This is a genomic window from Pseudoduganella guangdongensis, assembly GCF_009857475.1.
GTDB classification, from domain to species: Bacteria; Pseudomonadota; Gammaproteobacteria; order Burkholderiales; family Burkholderiaceae_D; genus Rugamonas; species Rugamonas guangdongensis.
Genome location: NZ_WWCJ01000010.1, coordinates 69,461 through 85,611, shown reverse-complemented (window position 1 = coordinate 85,611; position 16,151 = coordinate 69,461). Strand labels below are relative to the sequence as shown.

General features: G+C 64.0%; 17 protein-coding genes and 1 other RNA gene. 6 read left to right on the top strand and 12 right to left on the bottom strand.

Annotated elements, in window-relative coordinates:
• Positions 1–20 precede the first annotated feature (20 nt).
• Positions 21–698 carry an ArsR/SmtB family transcription factor gene (locus GTP41_RS15380; protein WP_161026457.1) on the bottom strand — a complete coding sequence of 226 codons (678 nt, stop codon included), beginning with the start codon at positions 696–698 and terminating at the stop codon, positions 21–23.
• 77 nt (positions 699–775) lie between these two features.
• Here GTP41_RS15380 and GTP41_RS15375 point away from each other — a divergent pair, with 77 nt between their 5' ends.
• Together GTP41_RS15375 and GTP41_RS15370 are read left to right on the top strand one after the other, a co-directional pair.
• On the top strand, positions 776–1,753 hold the full coding sequence (locus GTP41_RS15375; RefSeq protein ID WP_161026456.1) for a cytochrome P450 family protein: 978 nt from the start codon (positions 776–778) through the stop codon (positions 1,751–1,753).
• A complete protein-coding gene (locus tag GTP41_RS15370; RefSeq protein ID WP_161026455.1) occupies positions 1,750–2,094 on the top strand; it encodes an antibiotic biosynthesis monooxygenase family protein in 345 nt (114 codons plus the stop codon). Before GTP41_RS15375 ends, GTP41_RS15370 begins: the two co-directional genes overlap by 4 nt.
• On the opposite strand, the gene ggt is transcribed toward GTP41_RS15370, so the two are convergent.
• From ggt to GTP41_RS15330, 8 genes are all read right to left on the bottom strand, one after another.
• Positions 2,095–3,861 (bottom strand): gamma-glutamyltransferase, encoded by a 1,767-nt coding sequence (gene ggt / locus GTP41_RS15365; protein WP_161026454.1) that lies wholly within the window; start codon positions 3,859–3,861, stop codon positions 2,095–2,097.
• A gap of 6 nt (positions 3,862–3,867) precedes the next feature.
• Complete coding sequence (locus tag GTP41_RS15360; RefSeq protein WP_229502897.1) at positions 3,868–4,320, bottom strand: hypothetical protein; 453 nt, start codon at positions 4,318–4,320, stop codon at positions 3,868–3,870.
• A 160-nt stretch (positions 4,321–4,480) separates the two neighbouring features.
• Positions 4,481–5,053 (bottom strand): PEP-CTERM sorting domain-containing protein, encoded by a 573-nt coding sequence (locus tag GTP41_RS15355; RefSeq protein WP_161026453.1) that lies wholly within the window; start codon positions 5,051–5,053, stop codon positions 4,481–4,483.
• Positions 5,054–5,250: 197 nt separating this feature from the next.
• Positions 5,251–6,141 (bottom strand): RNA polymerase sigma factor RpoH, encoded by an 891-nt coding sequence (gene rpoH, locus GTP41_RS15350; protein WP_161026452.1) that lies wholly within the window; start codon positions 6,139–6,141, stop codon positions 5,251–5,253.
• A 210-nt stretch (positions 6,142–6,351) separates the two neighbouring features.
• Complete coding sequence (ftsX, locus tag GTP41_RS15345; protein WP_161026451.1) at positions 6,352–7,266, bottom strand: permease-like cell division protein FtsX; 915 nt, start codon at positions 7,264–7,266, stop codon at positions 6,352–6,354.
• A complete protein-coding gene (locus GTP41_RS15340) occupies positions 7,263–7,922 on the bottom strand; it encodes a cell division ATP-binding protein FtsE (protein ID WP_161026450.1) in 660 nt (219 codons plus the stop codon). The genes ftsX and GTP41_RS15340 overlap by 4 nt, the downstream gene beginning before the upstream one ends.
• A gap of 21 nt (positions 7,923–7,943) precedes the next feature.
• Positions 7,944–8,999 carry a signal recognition particle-docking protein FtsY gene (ftsY, locus tag GTP41_RS15335; protein ID WP_161026449.1) on the bottom strand — a complete coding sequence of 352 codons (1,056 nt, stop codon included), beginning with the start codon at positions 8,997–8,999 and terminating at the stop codon, positions 7,944–7,946.
• Between the two features lie 50 nt (positions 9,000–9,049).
• Positions 9,050–9,985 carry a MerR family transcriptional regulator gene (locus GTP41_RS15330; RefSeq protein ID WP_308700856.1) on the bottom strand — a complete coding sequence of 312 codons (936 nt, stop codon included), beginning with the start codon at positions 9,983–9,985 and terminating at the stop codon, positions 9,050–9,052.
• Positions 9,986–10,357: 372 nt separating this feature from the next.
• On the opposite strand from GTP41_RS15330, the gene GTP41_RS15325 reads away from it, so the two are divergent.
• Positions 10,358–11,437, top strand: coding sequence for a porin (locus GTP41_RS15325; RefSeq protein WP_161026447.1), 1,080 nt, complete (start codon positions 10,358–10,360; stop codon positions 11,435–11,437).
• Positions 11,438–11,498: 61 nt separating this feature from the next.
• Positions 11,499–11,954, top strand: a complete 456-nt coding sequence (locus GTP41_RS15320; RefSeq protein WP_161026446.1) for a hypothetical protein — start codon at positions 11,499–11,501, stop codon at positions 11,952–11,954.
• Positions 11,955–11,959: 5 nt separating this feature from the next.
• Here the strand turns inward: GTP41_RS15320 and GTP41_RS15315 are convergent, their stop codons facing one another.
• From GTP41_RS15315 to GTP41_RS15305, 3 genes are all read right to left on the bottom strand, one after another.
• Positions 11,960–12,136 carry a hypothetical protein gene (locus GTP41_RS15315; protein WP_161026445.1) on the bottom strand — a complete coding sequence of 59 codons (177 nt, stop codon included), beginning with the start codon at positions 12,134–12,136 and terminating at the stop codon, positions 11,960–11,962.
• Entirely contained in the window at positions 12,133–12,351 is a 219-nt protein-coding gene (locus GTP41_RS15310) for a hypothetical protein (RefSeq protein WP_161026444.1), read from the bottom strand. Before GTP41_RS15310 ends, GTP41_RS15315 begins: the two co-directional genes overlap by 4 nt.
• 133 nt (positions 12,352–12,484) lie before the next feature.
• Positions 12,485–14,182, bottom strand: a complete 1,698-nt coding sequence (locus GTP41_RS15305; RefSeq protein WP_161026443.1) for a thiamine pyrophosphate-binding protein — start codon at positions 14,180–14,182, stop codon at positions 12,485–12,487.
• Between the two features lie 96 nt (positions 14,183–14,278).
• Between GTP41_RS15305 and rnpB the strand changes: the two genes are divergently transcribed.
• Together rnpB and GTP41_RS15295 are read left to right on the top strand one after the other, a co-directional pair.
• Positions 14,279–14,618, top strand: an RNA gene (rnpB, locus tag GTP41_RS15300) — RNase P RNA component class A.
• Positions 14,619–14,755: 137 nt separating this feature from the next.
• A complete protein-coding gene (locus GTP41_RS15295) occupies positions 14,756–16,147 on the top strand; it encodes an alpha/beta hydrolase family protein (protein WP_161026442.1) in 1,392 nt (463 codons plus the stop codon).
• Positions 16,148–16,151: the final 4 nt, after the last annotated feature.

Here is a 16,151-nt window from a genome sequence, read left to right as displayed (position 1 = left end):
TGCATCATCTTAGCAAAATCTTAAGCACTACTTAGACCGAAGGCCGCCAGCATCTGGCGCTGTCCTTTGGCCGGCACGTGCAGCGCGCGGCTGTCCAGGTCCTGCTCCACCCAGCCGCGTTTCAGCGCCAGTTGCAGCAGGGCCGCGCCGAGCGCGCCGCCCAGGTGCGGCTTGCGTTCGCTCCAGTCCAGGCAGGGGCAGGCGAAGCGGCGCCGCAGCTTGCGCAAAGCCGCCAGGTCCAGCCCGAGCCGGGCGAATTGCTGCGCGCCCTGGGTGCTCAGCTCATAGCCGTCGGCCGCTGTCTCCAGCCAGCCCTGCGCCGCGAAATGGTCGTGCAGCCGGACGGCGACGCTGCCGGCCATGTGATCGTAGCAGGTGCGCGCATGGCGCAGGCGGTCGGGCGTGCTGGGCTGGAAGGCGCTGCGTGGCGTGCCCGCAACCACCAGCAGCGCTTCCAGGGCACTCGCCACTTGCTGGCTGGCCAGTTGGTAGTAGCGGTGCTTGCCTTGCGCCAGCTGCACCAGCAATTGTTGGTCCTTCAGGCGCGCCAGGTGGGCGCTGGCGGTGGATGGGCTGACTTCCGCCACCACGGAAAGTTCGGTGGCGGTGCGGGCGTGGCCGTCGAGCAGGCAGCACAGCATGCGGGCGCGCGCTGGTTCGGCGATGGCGCCGGCGATGCTGGCCAGTTTGGAATCCATAGTTCGTTTGTGGGCGAAGTGTGTGTGTGGATTCTTCAGGATACTGCAATTTCTTCAACGATGGCGGAGGAAATGCGATGCAGGAACTGGAATGGGATGCTGGCCGTGGCGTGTGGATCGCGGCTGGCAGCGCGCTGGTGGAGGAAGTGCTCGGGCACCCCGCTTTGCGCGTGCGTCCGCCAACGGAGGCGGTGCCGCAGGCGCTGGCCGGCGGCAGCGCGGGCGAGGTGTTCGGCGCGCTGGTGCGCATGAACGACGGCGAACGCCATGCCGTGCCCAAGCTGGCCCTGCAGCGCGCACTCGCCGCCTGCGCGCACAGCGTGGCCCGGGCGCGCGCACACGAAGTGGCGGGCCGCCTGCTGGCGCAGGGCAGCGCCTTCGGTGCCTGGACTTTCGCAGCGCCGGTCAGCACCGTCGCGAGCCTGCTCGGTTTCAGCGATGCGCAACTGCCCGCCGTGGCGCGCTGGATGGGCCACTTCGTGGCTTGCCTCTCGCCGCTCAGCAGCGCGGCGCAAATCGATGCAGCCCACGCGGCCAGCCTGCGCCTGCTGGCCGCCATGCGCGAGCTGCTGCAGGCGGCGCCGGCAGGATCGCTGGCTGCTGCCGTGGCGCACGAGGCGCAGGCAGCGGGCTGGAACCACGACCACGCCGTCCTGGCCAACCTGGTCGGCTTGCTGTCGCAAACGTATGAAGCCAGCGCGGGCCTGCTCGGCAACTGCCTGGTGGCGATCCAGCACGGCGCCGACCGCAGCGATGCCGCGCGGCTGGCGGCGCAGGTCATGCTGGCCGACCCGCCGATCCTGAACACGCGCCGTTTCGCCGCTGAACGCTGCCAAGTGGCCGGGGTGACAGTGGAAGCAGGGCAGGCCATACTGGTGATGCTGGGCGATGCGCAGCGCGGCTTTGGCCATGGCCGCCACGCTTGTCCCGGCCAGCAGCTGGCGCTGCAGATCGCCGCCGGCTGCCTCGAGGCGCTGGGCGGCACGCCGCTGCCGCAGCTGACATGGACCTACCGCGCGTCGCTGAACGCGCGCATCCCGGAGTTCCAGCAATGATTGCCGTGATATTTGAAGTGACGCCAGCCGAAGGCTGCAAGGACGCCTACCTCGACCTTGCCGCCGCCTTGCGGCCCGTGCTGCAGCAAGTGGACGGCTTCCTCAGCATCGAGCGTTTCCAGAGCCTGGCCAATCCCGGCAAGATACTGTCGCTATCCTTCTTCCGCGACGAACAGGCGGTGCAGCAATGGCGCCGGCTGGAAGCGCACCGCGCCGCCCAGCAAGCCGGGCGCGAACGCCTGTTTGCCGATTACCGCCTGCGCATCGCCAGCGTGGTGCGCGACTACGGCCTGCATGAGCGCGAGGAGGCGCCGGCCGATAGCCGCGCGCGCCACGGTTGATCAGTGGCCGCGCTTTTGCACCAGCGCGCTGCCCACGCCATGCCGTTTGCCTTCGCTGACCGCCGTCACCGTGCCGTCCGGGTTGAAAACGATGGCGTTGGCGGCGCCGATTTCCTCCACCGAGGCGTCCCAGCGCTGGCCGAAGCCCTCCAGCGCCCTGGCTTGCGCGCTGCCCGCGAAACCGGGCTCGATGGAAGTGGCCAGGCCGTTGCGCTCGGAAATGCGCGGCGCATCAAGCGCCTGCGGCATCGGCATGCCGAAGTCGATGTGGTTGACGATGGTTTGCAGCACGGTGGTGATGATGGTGCTGCCGCCCGGGCTGCCGATGGTGAAGGCGGGCTTGCCGTTGCGGAAGGCGATCGTGGGCGACATGCTGCTGCGCGGCCGCTTGCCCGCTTCCGGCACGTTCGGATGCGGGCCGCTGAAATCAAAGTCGGTCATCTCATTATTCAGGATGAAACCGTAGCCAGGCACGGTGATGCCGCTGCCGCCCCACGATTCAATGGTGAAGGTGTAGGCGACGATATTGCCGTCCTGGTCCGACACCGCCAGGTGAGTGGTATGCGCGCTTTCCGACAACAGCCTGGCCTTGCCGCTGGCGGCCGGGCGCAAAGGCACGCTCGGGTCCTGCTGGTAAGGGTAAGGATCGCCCGCCTCGGCATGGTGGCGGGCCCGGGTCGGGTCGATCAGTTCGCGCCGCCGCGCGGCGTATTCCTTGCTGAGCAGGCCCTGCACCGGCGCCTCCACAAATTCGGGATCGGCCAGGTAGGCATTGCGGTCGGCGAAGGCCAGGCGCGCCGCCTCCAGGTACAGGTGTTCCGCCTTCGCGCGCGGCATGGACGCCAGGTCGAAGCCTTCCAGGATATTCAGGGCCTGTGCGATCGCCACCCCGCCGCTGCTGGGCAACGGCATGCCCACCAGTTCATAGCCGCGATAGCTGCTGCGTACCGGCTGGCGCCAGCGCGCCTCGTAATTGGCCAGGTCGGCCAGCGCCATCCGGCCGGCGCGGGCCGTGGCGCCCGCCGCCACTGGCGGCTGGTTGACGGTATCGACGATGGCGCGCGCCAGCTTGCCCGAGTAGAAAGCCTTGACGCCGCCCTGGGCCAGCAGGCGGTAGGTTTTCGCCAGGTCGGGATTGCGCAGCAGCGTGCCGGCCGGCAGCGGTTTGCCGTCCTTCAGGTACTGCGCGGCGGTGGCGGGGAACATGGCAAACTTTTTCTCGTTCTCTTTCACCAGCGCGACGAAGTTGTCGTTGATGCGGAAGCCGTCCTGCGCCACTTTGATGGCGGGCGCCAGCACCTGCTTGAAGGACATGGTGCCGTAGCGCTCCAGCGCATCGTGCCAGCCGCGCACCGTGCCGGGCACGCCGACCGCCATGCCGCTGGCAATCGCGGTGTCGTAATCCATGGCCTTGCCGCCGGGCGCGAAGGCGCTGGACTGGAACGCCGCCGGTGCGGTTTCGCGATGGTCGAGCGTGATGACGCGGTTCTCGCGCGCCAGGTAGATCACCATGAAACCGCCGCCGCCCACGCCGCAGCTGAAAGGATCGGTCACGCCCAGGGCCGCCGCCGCCGCCACCGCCGCATCGACCGCATTGCCACCCTTGTTCAGGATCGCCAGCGCCGCCTGCGAGGCCGGTGCGCTGATGGTCGCCACGGCGCCGCCGCTACCGCTGGCGAGCGGGGACTTGGCCCAGGCCGGGACGCTGAATGCCAGCGCAATGATGATGGTGGAAGTCAGGCGTCGAGGCTGGGCGGTGGGTGTCATGGGCGGCTAGCTGGGCTGGGAAATATTTACCCGCAAGCTTACCCGATAATCCGGCGCCGCCGCCTTGGGCGTGGGCGGCTCGGCCGGCTCCAGCCCCAGCAAGGTGAAGGTCAGGCCGTTGCGCGTGACGGCCTTGCTGGCGCCCGGCATGTCCTCGGCCAGCAGGAAGCTGGTGCTGCCTTGCTGGTTCGTCAGCACAAAGTTGTAGCTGATATAGCCGGCCCAGACGCAGACCGCGCCTTTTTTGCAACGGCTGTCGTTCACGCGTTCCAGCTTGAGCGTGACGGCTGGCGCCAGCGTCACCGTTTCCCCCTGGGCCAGCACGTAGCTGGCGCTGGTGCGCGGCGGCGGACGGTTGCCGGCTTCGGTCTGGTCTAGCGTGTTGCGGCTGGAACCGCAAGCGGAGGCAATGGCGAGGACCAGGCCCGCCATGCCAAGGCAGATCAGTCTTGGATGCATGATGTTCTCCTCTGGCCTGAGGGTAGCTTAGCAAATTGACACGTCCCGCGTTGCACTGTTGAGTCCACTCAACTGTTGAGATCACTCAGCTGTAAGAAATTTCGACAGCAAAAAAAAAGCGCCCCGCAGGGCGCCAGATTTTGTTATTGCTTTTAGCAACTTATTGGTCACGGCGACGTGCCAGGCCGAGGCCCAGCAAGCCGAGGCCCAGCAGGCCCAGCGAGGCGGGTTCCGGCAGCTCCAGTGGCGGCAGCGGCGGGTCTTGCGGGTCGGTCGGCGTATCGTTGGCGCTGCGTGCCAGCAGGTCGATATCGGTGTTGGCCGCGTTGTCGTGGACGTTGAACGCCATCAGGGTGAACAGGTAGTCCGTGCCCGAGTTCAGGGTGATGTTGTCATAGTAGGACACCATGCCGGGAGCGCCGACATCGAACTGTTCCTGGCCGTTGATGAACAGCTTGAAGTCGAAGTTCTGCACATTGCCGCTGTTGGGGGGCGCCAGGCCAAAGTCGAAGGTGGTGGTGCTGGCGACGGCCACGTGCAGGGAGGCCATCTTTTCCAGTTCGGCCCACACCCACAGGCCGGGCCCGGGAGGATCCCATTTGATGTCGATATGCGAACCCACCGAAATCATGAACGGGTTCGCGGCTGTTTCACCCGGTTTGGGCGGTGGCGCGGCAAAGACTGAACCCAGCGCCAGTGCACAAGCGGCAGTCACAAAGAGCTTTTTCAACATGGAAACCTCCTTTGGATTTGCTCAACACCTATGCATCAAGCGTGCCTGCCACGCCGCTTTCAATCGAATCAATGACTTAGCATTCGCTAGCGAGGACTTGCCGTATTGAATGTAAGAATTCCCGACATTAACTAGCGCTGACCAAAGAAAAAGCGCCGTACCTTGCGGTAACGGCGCTTGCGGGGGGCGTGCCCGGTTTAGATGTAGGCAGCCAGGGAAGTTTTCATTTTCTTCAACGCGGCCGCCTCGATCTGGCGGATGCGCTCGGCGGACACGCCGAATTCTTCCGCCAGAGTGTGCAGGGTGGCGCCGGAACCGTCGTCATTGGCCAGCCAGCGCGCTTCCACGATGCGGCGCGAACGGGCATCGAGTTTGGACAGGGCGGTCTCCAGGCCTTCGGACTGCAGGCGCACCACTTGTTCCGCTTCCAGCACCTTGGTCGGCTCCATATTGTCCGAAGACAAGTAGGCGATCGGCGAGAACTTGTCGTCTTCGTCGTCGGAAGGGGCTTCCAGGGCGATGTCGCGGCCGCTCAGGCGGGTTTCCATTTCGATCACATCTTCGCGCTTCACGTCCAGGGTCTTGGCCAGTTCGTCGATCTGGGCCGGCGACATGGCGTCCAGGCCTTGCTTGTGGCTGCGCAGGTTGAAGAACAGCTTGCGCTGGGCCTTGGTGGTGGCCACTTTGACCAGGCGCCAGTTCTTCAGGATGTATTCGTGGATCTCGGCCTTAATCCAGTGCATGGCGTAGGACACCAGGCGCACGCCCTGGTCCGGGTCGAAGCGCTTGACGGCCTTCATCAGGCCGATATTGCCTTCCTGGATCAGGTCGCCGTGTGGCAGGCCATAGCCCAGGTAGCCGCGCGCGATCGACACCACCAGGCGCAGGTGGGACGTGACCAGCTTTTCCGCGGCCTTGATATCGTTCTTTTCCTTCAGGCTCTTGCCCAGCGCCACTTCTTCCTCCTGGGTCAGCATAGGCAGGCGATTGACGGCCGAGATATAAGCGTCCAGGTTGCCCAGGCTCCCGCTGAAGCCAAGGGTCAGCGCGTTGCTGCCGGCAGGTACCAGTGCGTTTGTTGCGGTCATCTTATCTATCCTCGCTTGAAGGGAATTCTTTTCAGAGTTACCAGCATGCACGACTGAGCTTAAATGATTCTTAACCTGAAAATCGTGCTGTTCTGTAAACAATCTGAACATATATTAGCACTCTCCATCGGAGAGTGCCAATCGCTGGAAAACTATGGGAGCGATAGTTTTGCGCCAGATCAAATAAGTTCGGGGTTAACCCCGAATCTTTTAATTCAGGCGCGAGAGGTGGCGCTGGACGGAGAGCAGGGCGCCGATCAGGCCCAGGCTGGCGGACAGGGCCAGCAGGCCGCCGACGGCCAGCGGGTCGAGCGGCACCAGCTGGAATTCGGAGGCGTACAACCTTGCAAATTCGGCAATGGCGCGGTTGAGCGGCTGCAGCGCCAGTGCCACGGCGCCCAGGGCGACGCCGCCGGCGCACAGGCCCAGCAGGGCGCCGGTGTAGTAGAAAGGACGATGGATGAAGCTGTCGGTGGCGCCAATCAGTTTGGACACCAGGATCTCTTCGCGCTGGGTCATCACCTGCAGGCGGATGGTGTTGAACACCACGGCCACCACCACCGTGCCCAGGGTCGCGGCCAGCAGCAGCAGGGCCAGGCGCAGCACGCCCAGCAGGGCGGCCAGGCGCTTGACCCAGGCGGAATCGACTTGCACCGACTCAACACCCGGCAGGGCCCGCATCTGGTCGGCGATGGCGTCGATCTGGCCACCCTCGCTGGCGTTCTGGAAGGCGTTGAGCTTGATCACATAGCTGTCGGGCAGCGGATTTTCGCCCAGCGTGGCCAGCACGTCGGACAGGCCGTTCTTGGCATTCAGCTGTTCCAGCGCTTTTTCGCGCGGCACGAAGATGATCTTGGCCTGCGGGGCGATGCTGCGCAGCGGGCTGGCCAGGCCGCTGGCCTGTTCGCGCGCGGCATCGGCTTTCAGGAAGACGCTGAGCTCGGGCTCGACCGCCATTTGTTCCGACATCGGGCGCACATTGTCGAGCAGGGTCACGCCCATGAAGGGCAGGGCCAGGGCGATCGCCACCACCAGGATATTAAAGAGGAATGAGCCCGGCGCGCGGCGCACATGCACCAGCGCGGCGCCGAGGGCGAACAGATGGTGGCGCAGCCAGGTGCTCATGCGGCCTCCTTCATCAATTCGCCGCGTTCGAGGTGGATCACGCGCGCGGCCGCGTCCAGGATTTGCTCATCGTGCGAGGAGATCAGGCACGTCACGCCCACCGAATGGAAGGCGTGCAGGGCGTCGATCACCTTGCTCGCGCTGGCGCGGTCCAGGTTGGCGGTCGGCTCGTCGGCCAGGATGATTTGCGGACGGTTGACAATGGCGCGCGCGATGGAGACGCGCTGCTGCTCGCCGCCGGACAGGGCCAGCGGCTGGGCGTCGGCGCGGTCCAGCAAGCCGACCTTGTCGAGGGCGGCCCGGGCGCGCTGCTCGGCGGCGCCGCGCGCGGAACCGGTCACCAGCAGCGGCATCATGACATTGGCCAGTACGCTGCGGTCGTTCAGCAGGCGTTGCTCCTGGAAGATCAGGCCCAGGTTGCGGCGCAGGAAGGGGATGCCGGCGCGCTTCAGGGCGCCGATATCCTGGCCATTGACCAGCACCTTGCCCGAGCTCGGCCGCTCCATGGCGGCAATCATCTTCAGCAGGGTTGATTTGCCGGCGCCGGAGGGGCCGGCCAGGTAGACCAGCTCGCCTTTGGCGATGGTGAAGGACAGGTCGCGCAGGGCGACGCCGTCCGCGGAGTATTGTTTGCTGACGTGCTGGAATTCGATCATGTAGGCCGGAATTCGATCTTGTTAGGCGAGCAGGGCTTCAACAAATTCAGCCGCGTTGAACGGCTGCAGGTCTTCGATTTTCTCGCCGATGCCGATGAAGTACACCGGCACCGGGCGCACGCGCGCGATGGCGGCCAGGATGCCGCCCTTGGCCGTGCCGTCCAGCTTGGTAATGATCAGGCCGGACAGTTGCAGCGCGTCGTCAAAGGCTTTCACCTGGGCCAGGGCATTCTGGCCGGTGTTGCCGTCGATCACCAGCAGGGTTTCGTGCGGGGCGCCTTCCAGGCCCTTGCCGATCACGCGCTTGACCTTCTTCAGCTCTTCCATCAGGTGCAGCTGGGTCGGCAGGCGGCCGGCGGTATCGATCATCACCACATTGGTGCCGCGCGCTTTGCCCGACTGCACGGCGTCGTACGACACGGCGGCCGGGTCGCCCGATTCCTGGGAAATCACGGTCACGTTGTTGCGCTGGCCCCACACCATCAATTGCTCGCGGGCGGCGGCGCGGAAGGTGTCGCCGGCCGCCAGCAGCACCGACTGGCCGTGCGCCTGCATATGCTTGGCCAGCTTGCCGATGGTGGTGGTCTTGCCGGCGCCGTTGACGCCGGAAATCATCATCACCAGCGGCTGGTGGCGGCCCAGCTCGAAAGGCTTTTGCAGCGGCTCCAGCAGTTCGATCAGCAGCTGCTTGAGCGCTTCCTTCACGGCGGCGGCGTCCAGCAGCTTGTCTTCCTTGACCTTGCGCTTGAGGGCGTCCAGCAGGTATTGGGTGGCGTCCACGCCGGCGTCGGACATCAGCAGCGCGGCTTCCAGCTCGTCATACAGCTCGTCGTCGATCTTGGCGCCGACGAACAGGATGGAGAGGTTGGCGGAAGTCTTCGACAAGCCGGCCTTCAGGCGGCTCATCCAGCTTTGCTTGGGTTCCGGCCGGGCGGCGGTCTCGACTTCAAAAGCCAGCGCTGCGGCAGGTTCGGCGGCAGCCGGGGCGGCCGGCGCCGTGGACGCGGCCGGAGCGATGGGCGCGGCGGCGGGCGCCGCTTCCGGTGCAACTGGTTTCTTCTTGAAAAAGCTGAACATGGACAGGTTGGCAGAGGGTCCTTCAATCGAACCGCGTATTCTACCAGAGGCTAGCTGGCGAATTGCCGCTGGCGCTGGCGCCATTGCGCCACGGCCGGGGTGATGTCGGCCAGCTCGCATACCTGGACATAGCCGGGCGGCCGCTTGCGCAGCGCGGCATTGCTGCCGCCGACCCAGATTTCCACGTGCTCGGGCAGGCGCGCGCGCAGTTCGCGCAGGCTGTCGCCGACGTGGCGCGGGTTCATGGTGGTGGAGAAGGACAGGGCCACGATATCAGCGTGCATGGCGTGCGCGCCATCGACGATCTCGGGCAGCGGGGTCTGCACGCCTAGCGGAATGCAGTGCGCGCCTTCCGCCGCGAAGACGGCCTCCGCCATGAGCAAGCCCAGGCCGTGGCGCTCCTGGGGCAAGGTGGTGAGCAGCACGCGCGGACGGGGCGTGCCATGCTGGTGGTTGACCTGCGGCACCGAAAATACGGCGCCGCGCAGCACGACCTGTACCGATTCGGCAAACAGATGTTCCTCGAACACGGCAAACTGGCCGCAAGCCCAGGCCTCGCCGACCTGGGTGGTGAGCGGGGCGACCAGGTCGATCACGAAACTCTTCAGGCCCATCACCAGCATGGCCTGGGTCAGCTTGCGGCGGAAAGCCTCCATCTGGTGGCTTTTGCACAGGTCCAGATAGCTGTGCAGCTCGGGGTGGCCGCGCGCCGCTTCGGTTTTGCCGGCGGCGCTGGATTTTTGCGCCAGGGCCTGCAATTCGTCCGCGCTATAGCCAATGACTTTGCCGGGACGATACCCCAGATCAATCAATCTCTTGATCAATCTCAATTTAATTACCTGGTCGCTTGGGTAGACTCGCTCCCCGAATGTGTCGCGTTCAGGACGGGGAAAGTCGTAACGGCGCTCCCAAACCCGCAAAGTTTCCTTTGCCAGGCCGGTATCCCGCTCCACGTCACTGATGGTGGACGCAATTGTTACAGACATCGCACTCGTTTTCATTCGCCGACAGGGCCTCAAGATTGATAAGCGAGCTGCATTCTAACGCCGAATTTCGACACAAAGTTGCGCTTAGCTTAAGTCGGTTTCACTATGAAAGCGAGGTGCCCGAGTTTGTCCATGACACATTCTTTATGTTACTAGTTTAATCGCTCAAAGCAGCAAGCGCGGTGACAATGTCCTGGACAGCAATAAAGAAAAGACGGCGAATTTTTATTTAACGCAAAATGGCATGTGACGTCATCTTGCAATACGTATTACTACGTGCTTAGCAGGAAATATTGACTTCATATAGAATGTCCTGCAACCAATGCCGTAGAGCACTGGTGATCGATAACAAAGAAAAGGAAGAAGCACATCATGAAGAAGACCTTGATTTCCCTCGCGATCCTGGCAGCCACCGGCTCCGCCTACGCCCAATCCAACGTCACCATCTACGGCATCATGGATGCTGGCTTCGTTGGCGAGCGTGGCGGCAAGAACGGTAATGTCAGCAAAGTTTCCGCCGGCGTGGCCAATGCTTCCCGTATCGGCTTCAAGGGTACCGAAGACCTGGGCGGCGGCCTGTCCGCTGTGTTCCAGCTGGAAACCGGTATCAAGGGCGACACCGGTGAACTGGACGCCAACAACACCCTGTTCAACCGCCAGGCCTTCGTCGGCCTGTCCTCCAAGACTGCCGGTACCCTGACCCTGGGCCGCCAGTACACCCCTTGGTACAATGCCTTCGTGCAAGTGGGCGACCCGTTCCAGGCCGGCCTGTCCGGCTCGGCGAAGAACCTGTTCCCGGCCAACGGCATCAACGTGCGCAACTCCAACTCCGTGTACTACAAGTCCCCGGACTTCAGCGGCGTACAGGCTGAACTGTTCTACGGCTTCGGCGAACAGAAAGGCAACTCGACCGGCCGTCAGCTGGGCGCTTCGATCGCCTACCAGAACGGCCCGCTGAACGCGCGCCTGGCGTACAACTACCGCAACAACGACGCCGCCAGCGGCAACGTGGTGACCCAGAACCAAAGCGGCCACAACAGCCTGCTGGCCGTCAACTACGACTTCAAGGTCGCCAAGGCCTTCTTCATGTACGGCGCCAACCAGGGCCGCAACAGCGTCGCTTACCCGTCCGGCAGCGACACCGCTTACAGCACCGCGCGCGTACTGCCGTCGACCGACAGCAAGAACCTGCTGCTGGGCGCGACCGTGCCTGTGTCGCCAGTGGGCTCGGTGGTGGTTTCCTGGTCGTCGGTGGATGACAAGACCGCGCCGAACCACGATGCGGACCAGTACGCAATCGGCTACCTGCACTCGGTATCCAAGCGCACCACCCTGTACACCTCGTACGGCAAGATCAAGAACAAGAACGGCGCTTCCTTCACCGTTGGTAACAACGCTGAATCGGGCTCCGGCGACGCCGCTTACAACGTCGGTATCCGCCACACCTTCTGATCTGCACCAGTTCCTGGTTAAAACGGCTGCCTTGGCAGCCGTTTTTTTTTACAATGTACCTATGAGAACAATCGCCCCGCTCCTGCTCATCCTCGCCGCCACCGTGCCCAGCGCCGTCGCCGCCACCAAGCCGGCCGGTGTGCCGCGCCATGGCGTGGTGGTGTATTCCGACCTGTGCGTCCATGAAGGCAGCGGCGAGTATGGCGGCCAGCGCATAACGCTGCAGCGCTTCACCGAAGTCGATACCGTGATTTACGAGTACACGGCGGGCGGCCTGAGCTGGCCGCTGGTGGCCACCGATGTCAATGTCGACCCGCGCGGCAAGATGATGTACTTCACCGTGCAGGAAGGCGAGGAGGAGCGCACCCTGAGCGGCAAGTTTTCGCCGGACGGCAATACGCTGACCCTGGATGGCGCCTATTGCGAGGACCAGTCACAGCCCATGGTGCTGGCCAAGGTACGCGACTTCAGCCGCAAACCGCGCGCCTGCAAAGCCTGTCCCGTGCCAAGGCGCTAGTAATGTTATAGGTTGTAGCTGCCAGGATGTTGTTTTTCATCCCATTTGGTGACTATGGCGCCGATGATGGCCCCCCCCAATGCCGGAAAGAAATGCGGTAAGGAAAGAGTCGGGTGCCAGAATTGCGGAAGCAAGTCATTGGATGGGCCAGGTGGTGAATCTCCGCTTTGTGCGTTTTTCATATAACTCCTCCCCTTGCAAAATACCCTATAGCCAGGATCGAGCTTGAAAGTATCGCAGCCATCAGTTTCATCCGCCGTGGTGGCGTCCAGTCCGCTTTCACGCCGCGAGTATGCATCGATGCAAACAACAGCAAGCCGACAAGGAGGTAGAGTCCGCCCGCGCCAAATAGCGCGGCGATGCCTTCGATTAGCAACCATTGCATTGCTTCGTTCATCTTACGCCTTCGTACGGGAGGGCGATGTAGCGAACTTACTGCCGAATGGTGTTGCGCGGTAGCGGAAAAAGCAAAGGGCTGGCCGCGCGGAGGCGGGGCCAGCCCTGGTGCCGGGTGGGCGCTGTGCCGGGGCTTATTTGCCGGCGGCGATGGCTTGCTGGCGCAGGGTTTCCAGCGTGGCGCCCGGGGTGATCAGGTTGCCGTCGTAGCGCAGCTCGATGATGGCCGGCAGCGATTGCTCGCGGGTGAAGGCCAGCGCGCGCTGCAGGGCCGGGCCGAATTCCTCGGTGGCCGAGACGGTTTCGCCATGGCCGCCAAAGGCGCGCGCGACAGCGGCGAAGTCCGGGTTGTGCAGCGTGGTGCCGGACACGCGGCCCGGGTACTCGCGCTCCTGGTGCATGCGGATGGTGCCGAACATCTGGTTGTTGAACACGATGATGACCACGCCTGCCTTGTACTGCACGGCGGTGGCCAGTTCCTGGCCGTTCATCAGGTATTCGCCGTCGCCGGCAAAGGTCACCACCGTGCGCGCCGGGTCAATGATCTTGGCGGCCACGCCGGACGGTACCGAGTAGCCCATGGCGCCGCTGGTCGGCGCCAGCTGCGTGCGCATGCCGCCGTACGGCCAGTAACGGTGCGCCCAGGTGGCGTAGTTGCCGGCGCCGTTGGTGATGATGGTGTCAGCCGGGCACTGGGCCTTCAACTGCTGCACCACTTGCCACAGGTTGAGCGGGGCGCCGTTGTCGGCGAAGACGGTCGGCTCCTTCTGCCAGGCGGTGTATTCGGCGCGCGCTTGCGCCACGCTGTCGCGCCAGGCGCTGGCATCGACCGGTTCCATGGCGGCCAGCATCGCCGCAGCCTGCGGCATGCCGGAGGCGATCATCAGCTCGCCCTGGTAGACGCTGCCCAGTTCTTCCGGGCTGGCGTGGATGTGCACCAGGCGCTGTTGCGGCACCGGCGAGGCGATGATGGAGTAGCCGCTGGTGGTCATCTCACCCAGGCGCGGGCCGATGGCGACCAGCACGTCGGCGTCTTTCACGCGCGCGGCCAGTTTCGGGTTGATGCCGATGCCGACGTCGCCCACGTAGTTCGGGTGCGCGTTGTCCAGCAGGTCCTGGAAGCGGAAGGCGCAGCCGACCGGCAGGTGGTTGGCTTCGGCCCAGCGCTGGATGTCGGCCGTGGCCTGCGCGTTCCAGCCGCCGCCGCCCAGCAGCACCAGCGGGCGCTTGGCTGCGGACAGCATCTGGCGCAGCTGCGCGATTTGCGGCGCGGATGGCGAACCTTGCGTCGGCACGTAGGCGCGCGTGTCGGCCACGCTGGCTTTGGTGGTCAGCATGTCTTCCGGCAGGGCCAGCACCACCGGGCCCGGGCGGCCGCTGGTGGCGACCTGGTAGGCGCGGGCAATGTATTCCGGGATGCGGTCGGCGCGGTCGATCTGGGCCACCCACTTGGCCATCTGGCCGAACATGCGGCGGTAATCGACTTCCTGGAAGGCTTCGCGGTCCATGAAATCGCTGCCGACCTGGCCGATGAACAGGATCATCGGGGTCGAGTCCTGGAAGGCGGTGTGCACGCCGATCGAGGCGTTGGTGGCGCCCGGGCCGCGCGTCACGAAGCAAATACCCGGCTTGCCGGTCATCTTGCCGTAAGCGTCGGCCATGAAGGCAGCGCCGCCTTCCTGGCGGTTGATGATGAAGCGGATGCCCGATTCGTGCAGGGCGTCCAGTACGTCCAGGTAGCTTTCGCCGGGTACGCCAAAGGCGGTATCGGTGCCGTGGACTTTCAGCGCATCGACCAGGATCTGGCCGCCGGAACGAGGGATTTGCGTCATGGTACTTGCCTTCTTATACAGGGATTTGGCATTCTATGCCTCCCCTAGGGAAATAGCTTTCGGTTTTGCGACGCGAGATTTGGTAAAATACCGCCCGAAGCAAGCCAGACAGCCGCTGGTCCGTGTAGCAATGCATGGGCGGGAGGAAGGTCCGGACTCCATAGAGCGGGGTGACGGTTAACGGCCGTCCGCTGAAAGCCAGCAATGGTATAAGGCGAGGAATAGGGCCACAGAGACGAGCGTATTAAGTTACGGTGAAACGCGGTAACCTCCACCTGGTGCAATTTCAAATAGGCACGCGATGATGCTGCTCGCGGAGCGTGCGGGTAGAAAGCTTGAGCGGCGGAGTAATCCGTCGCCTAGAGGAATGGCTGTCATAGCGCCGACCGCAAGGAAGGCGCCGTAACAAAATCCGGCCTATCGGCTTGCTTCACTTAATTTCACGGCAGGTTTTCATCCCAGGAAACCCGCATTTCATGACGGTAGCGGGGCGATTCGCCGCAAAGGCCGGCGCCGCCCCGGGTGGATCTTTAGATTGGCGTCTCCATCAGACCCAAGCCACCAGGCCCCATCATGAAAAAACTTCTCCTTACGCTGGGGCTGTGCGCCAGCATCTCAATCCCATTCACCGCGCAAGCTGGCATCCTGAAAAGTCACCAGGGGCGCTGGATGGGCGATCTTGTTATTCCCAACGGGTCAACCCTGAAATTGGGGATCGATATTTTCACGCGCGCCGACGGGTCGGCCTGGGCCAGCTTTACATCGCCGGACCAGGGGGTGTATCACGTGCCCGTCGTATCGGTGCTGGAGAAAAGCGACAGCGTCCAGCTGAACCTGGGCTTCGGTGCGATGTCGCTGGCATGGAAGGAGGGGCGAATGCAAGGCGAATGGAGACAGGGCAGCGCCGCCTTTCCCTTGGAACTGAAGCCGGTAGCGGCCTTTCCACGCAAAGCGCGTCCGCAAGATCCGCAGCCATCCGCCAGCTACGTGGATGAAACGCTGGCCATCAGCAGCGTGGATGGCGTGACTCTAAGCGCCACCTTGTCCATACCAGTCGGCGTGCGTTCGCCGAATCTGGTGATCCTGGTGCATGGCAGCGGTCCCGCCACCCGCGATGAGGAAATCGAAGGACATTGGCCGTTCGCGGTTTTGGCCGACCATTTGGCGCGTCAGGGCGTCGCGGTCCTGCGCTACGACAAGCGCGGCATCATGCATTCCACTGGCGACTTTGCGAGCCATACCCAGGCGCAGTTGGCGGACGACTTGTATGCCGTGATCCAGGCGGCGCGTGCCCGCCAGCAGTTCCGTCGTGTCGGTGTTGTCGGCCACAGCGAAGGGCCGATGATTGCCGCCCGTGTCGCGGGCCAGCATCCCCATGCCGTCGATTTCCTCGTTTCCATGGCCGGCGTCGGGCTGCCGGGCAAAGAATTGATGCTGATGCAGGATCGGCTTTCGGCGCAAGACAAGGGCGCGACAGGGGCCGAGCTCGATCGCCTGGCGCTCTATGAACGCCAGTTTTACGACACGGTCATCGCGCACGAGGAACCCGCTGCCCGGATCACGGCATTGAAGCAGGTCCTCGCCAGCCTGTCGGCGCAAGACAGCGCCCTGGTTAAAAAGTACAAGATGAATATCGGCACCCTGTCGCTGAATATGGCGCAGGAACCAGCGCTGCGCGTGATGTTGATGTCCGACGCGCGCGGCGACTGGCGGAAGATCCGCTGCCCGGTGCTGGCGCTGAATGGCACGCTCGACCACCAAGTTCCTGTTGAGAGCTTGGACGGTATCGTCAAAGCCCTGCGTGAAGGCGGCAACCAGCAAGTGGAAGGGGTGCCCATGCCCTCGTTGAACCATCTGTTCCAGACCGCTAAAACCGGGGCTGAAGATGAGTACGGGAAGATCGATGAGACGATCGCGCCCGCAGTGCTGGAACGGATTGCCCGCTTCGCCAAACAGCAGCAGTAGTCCC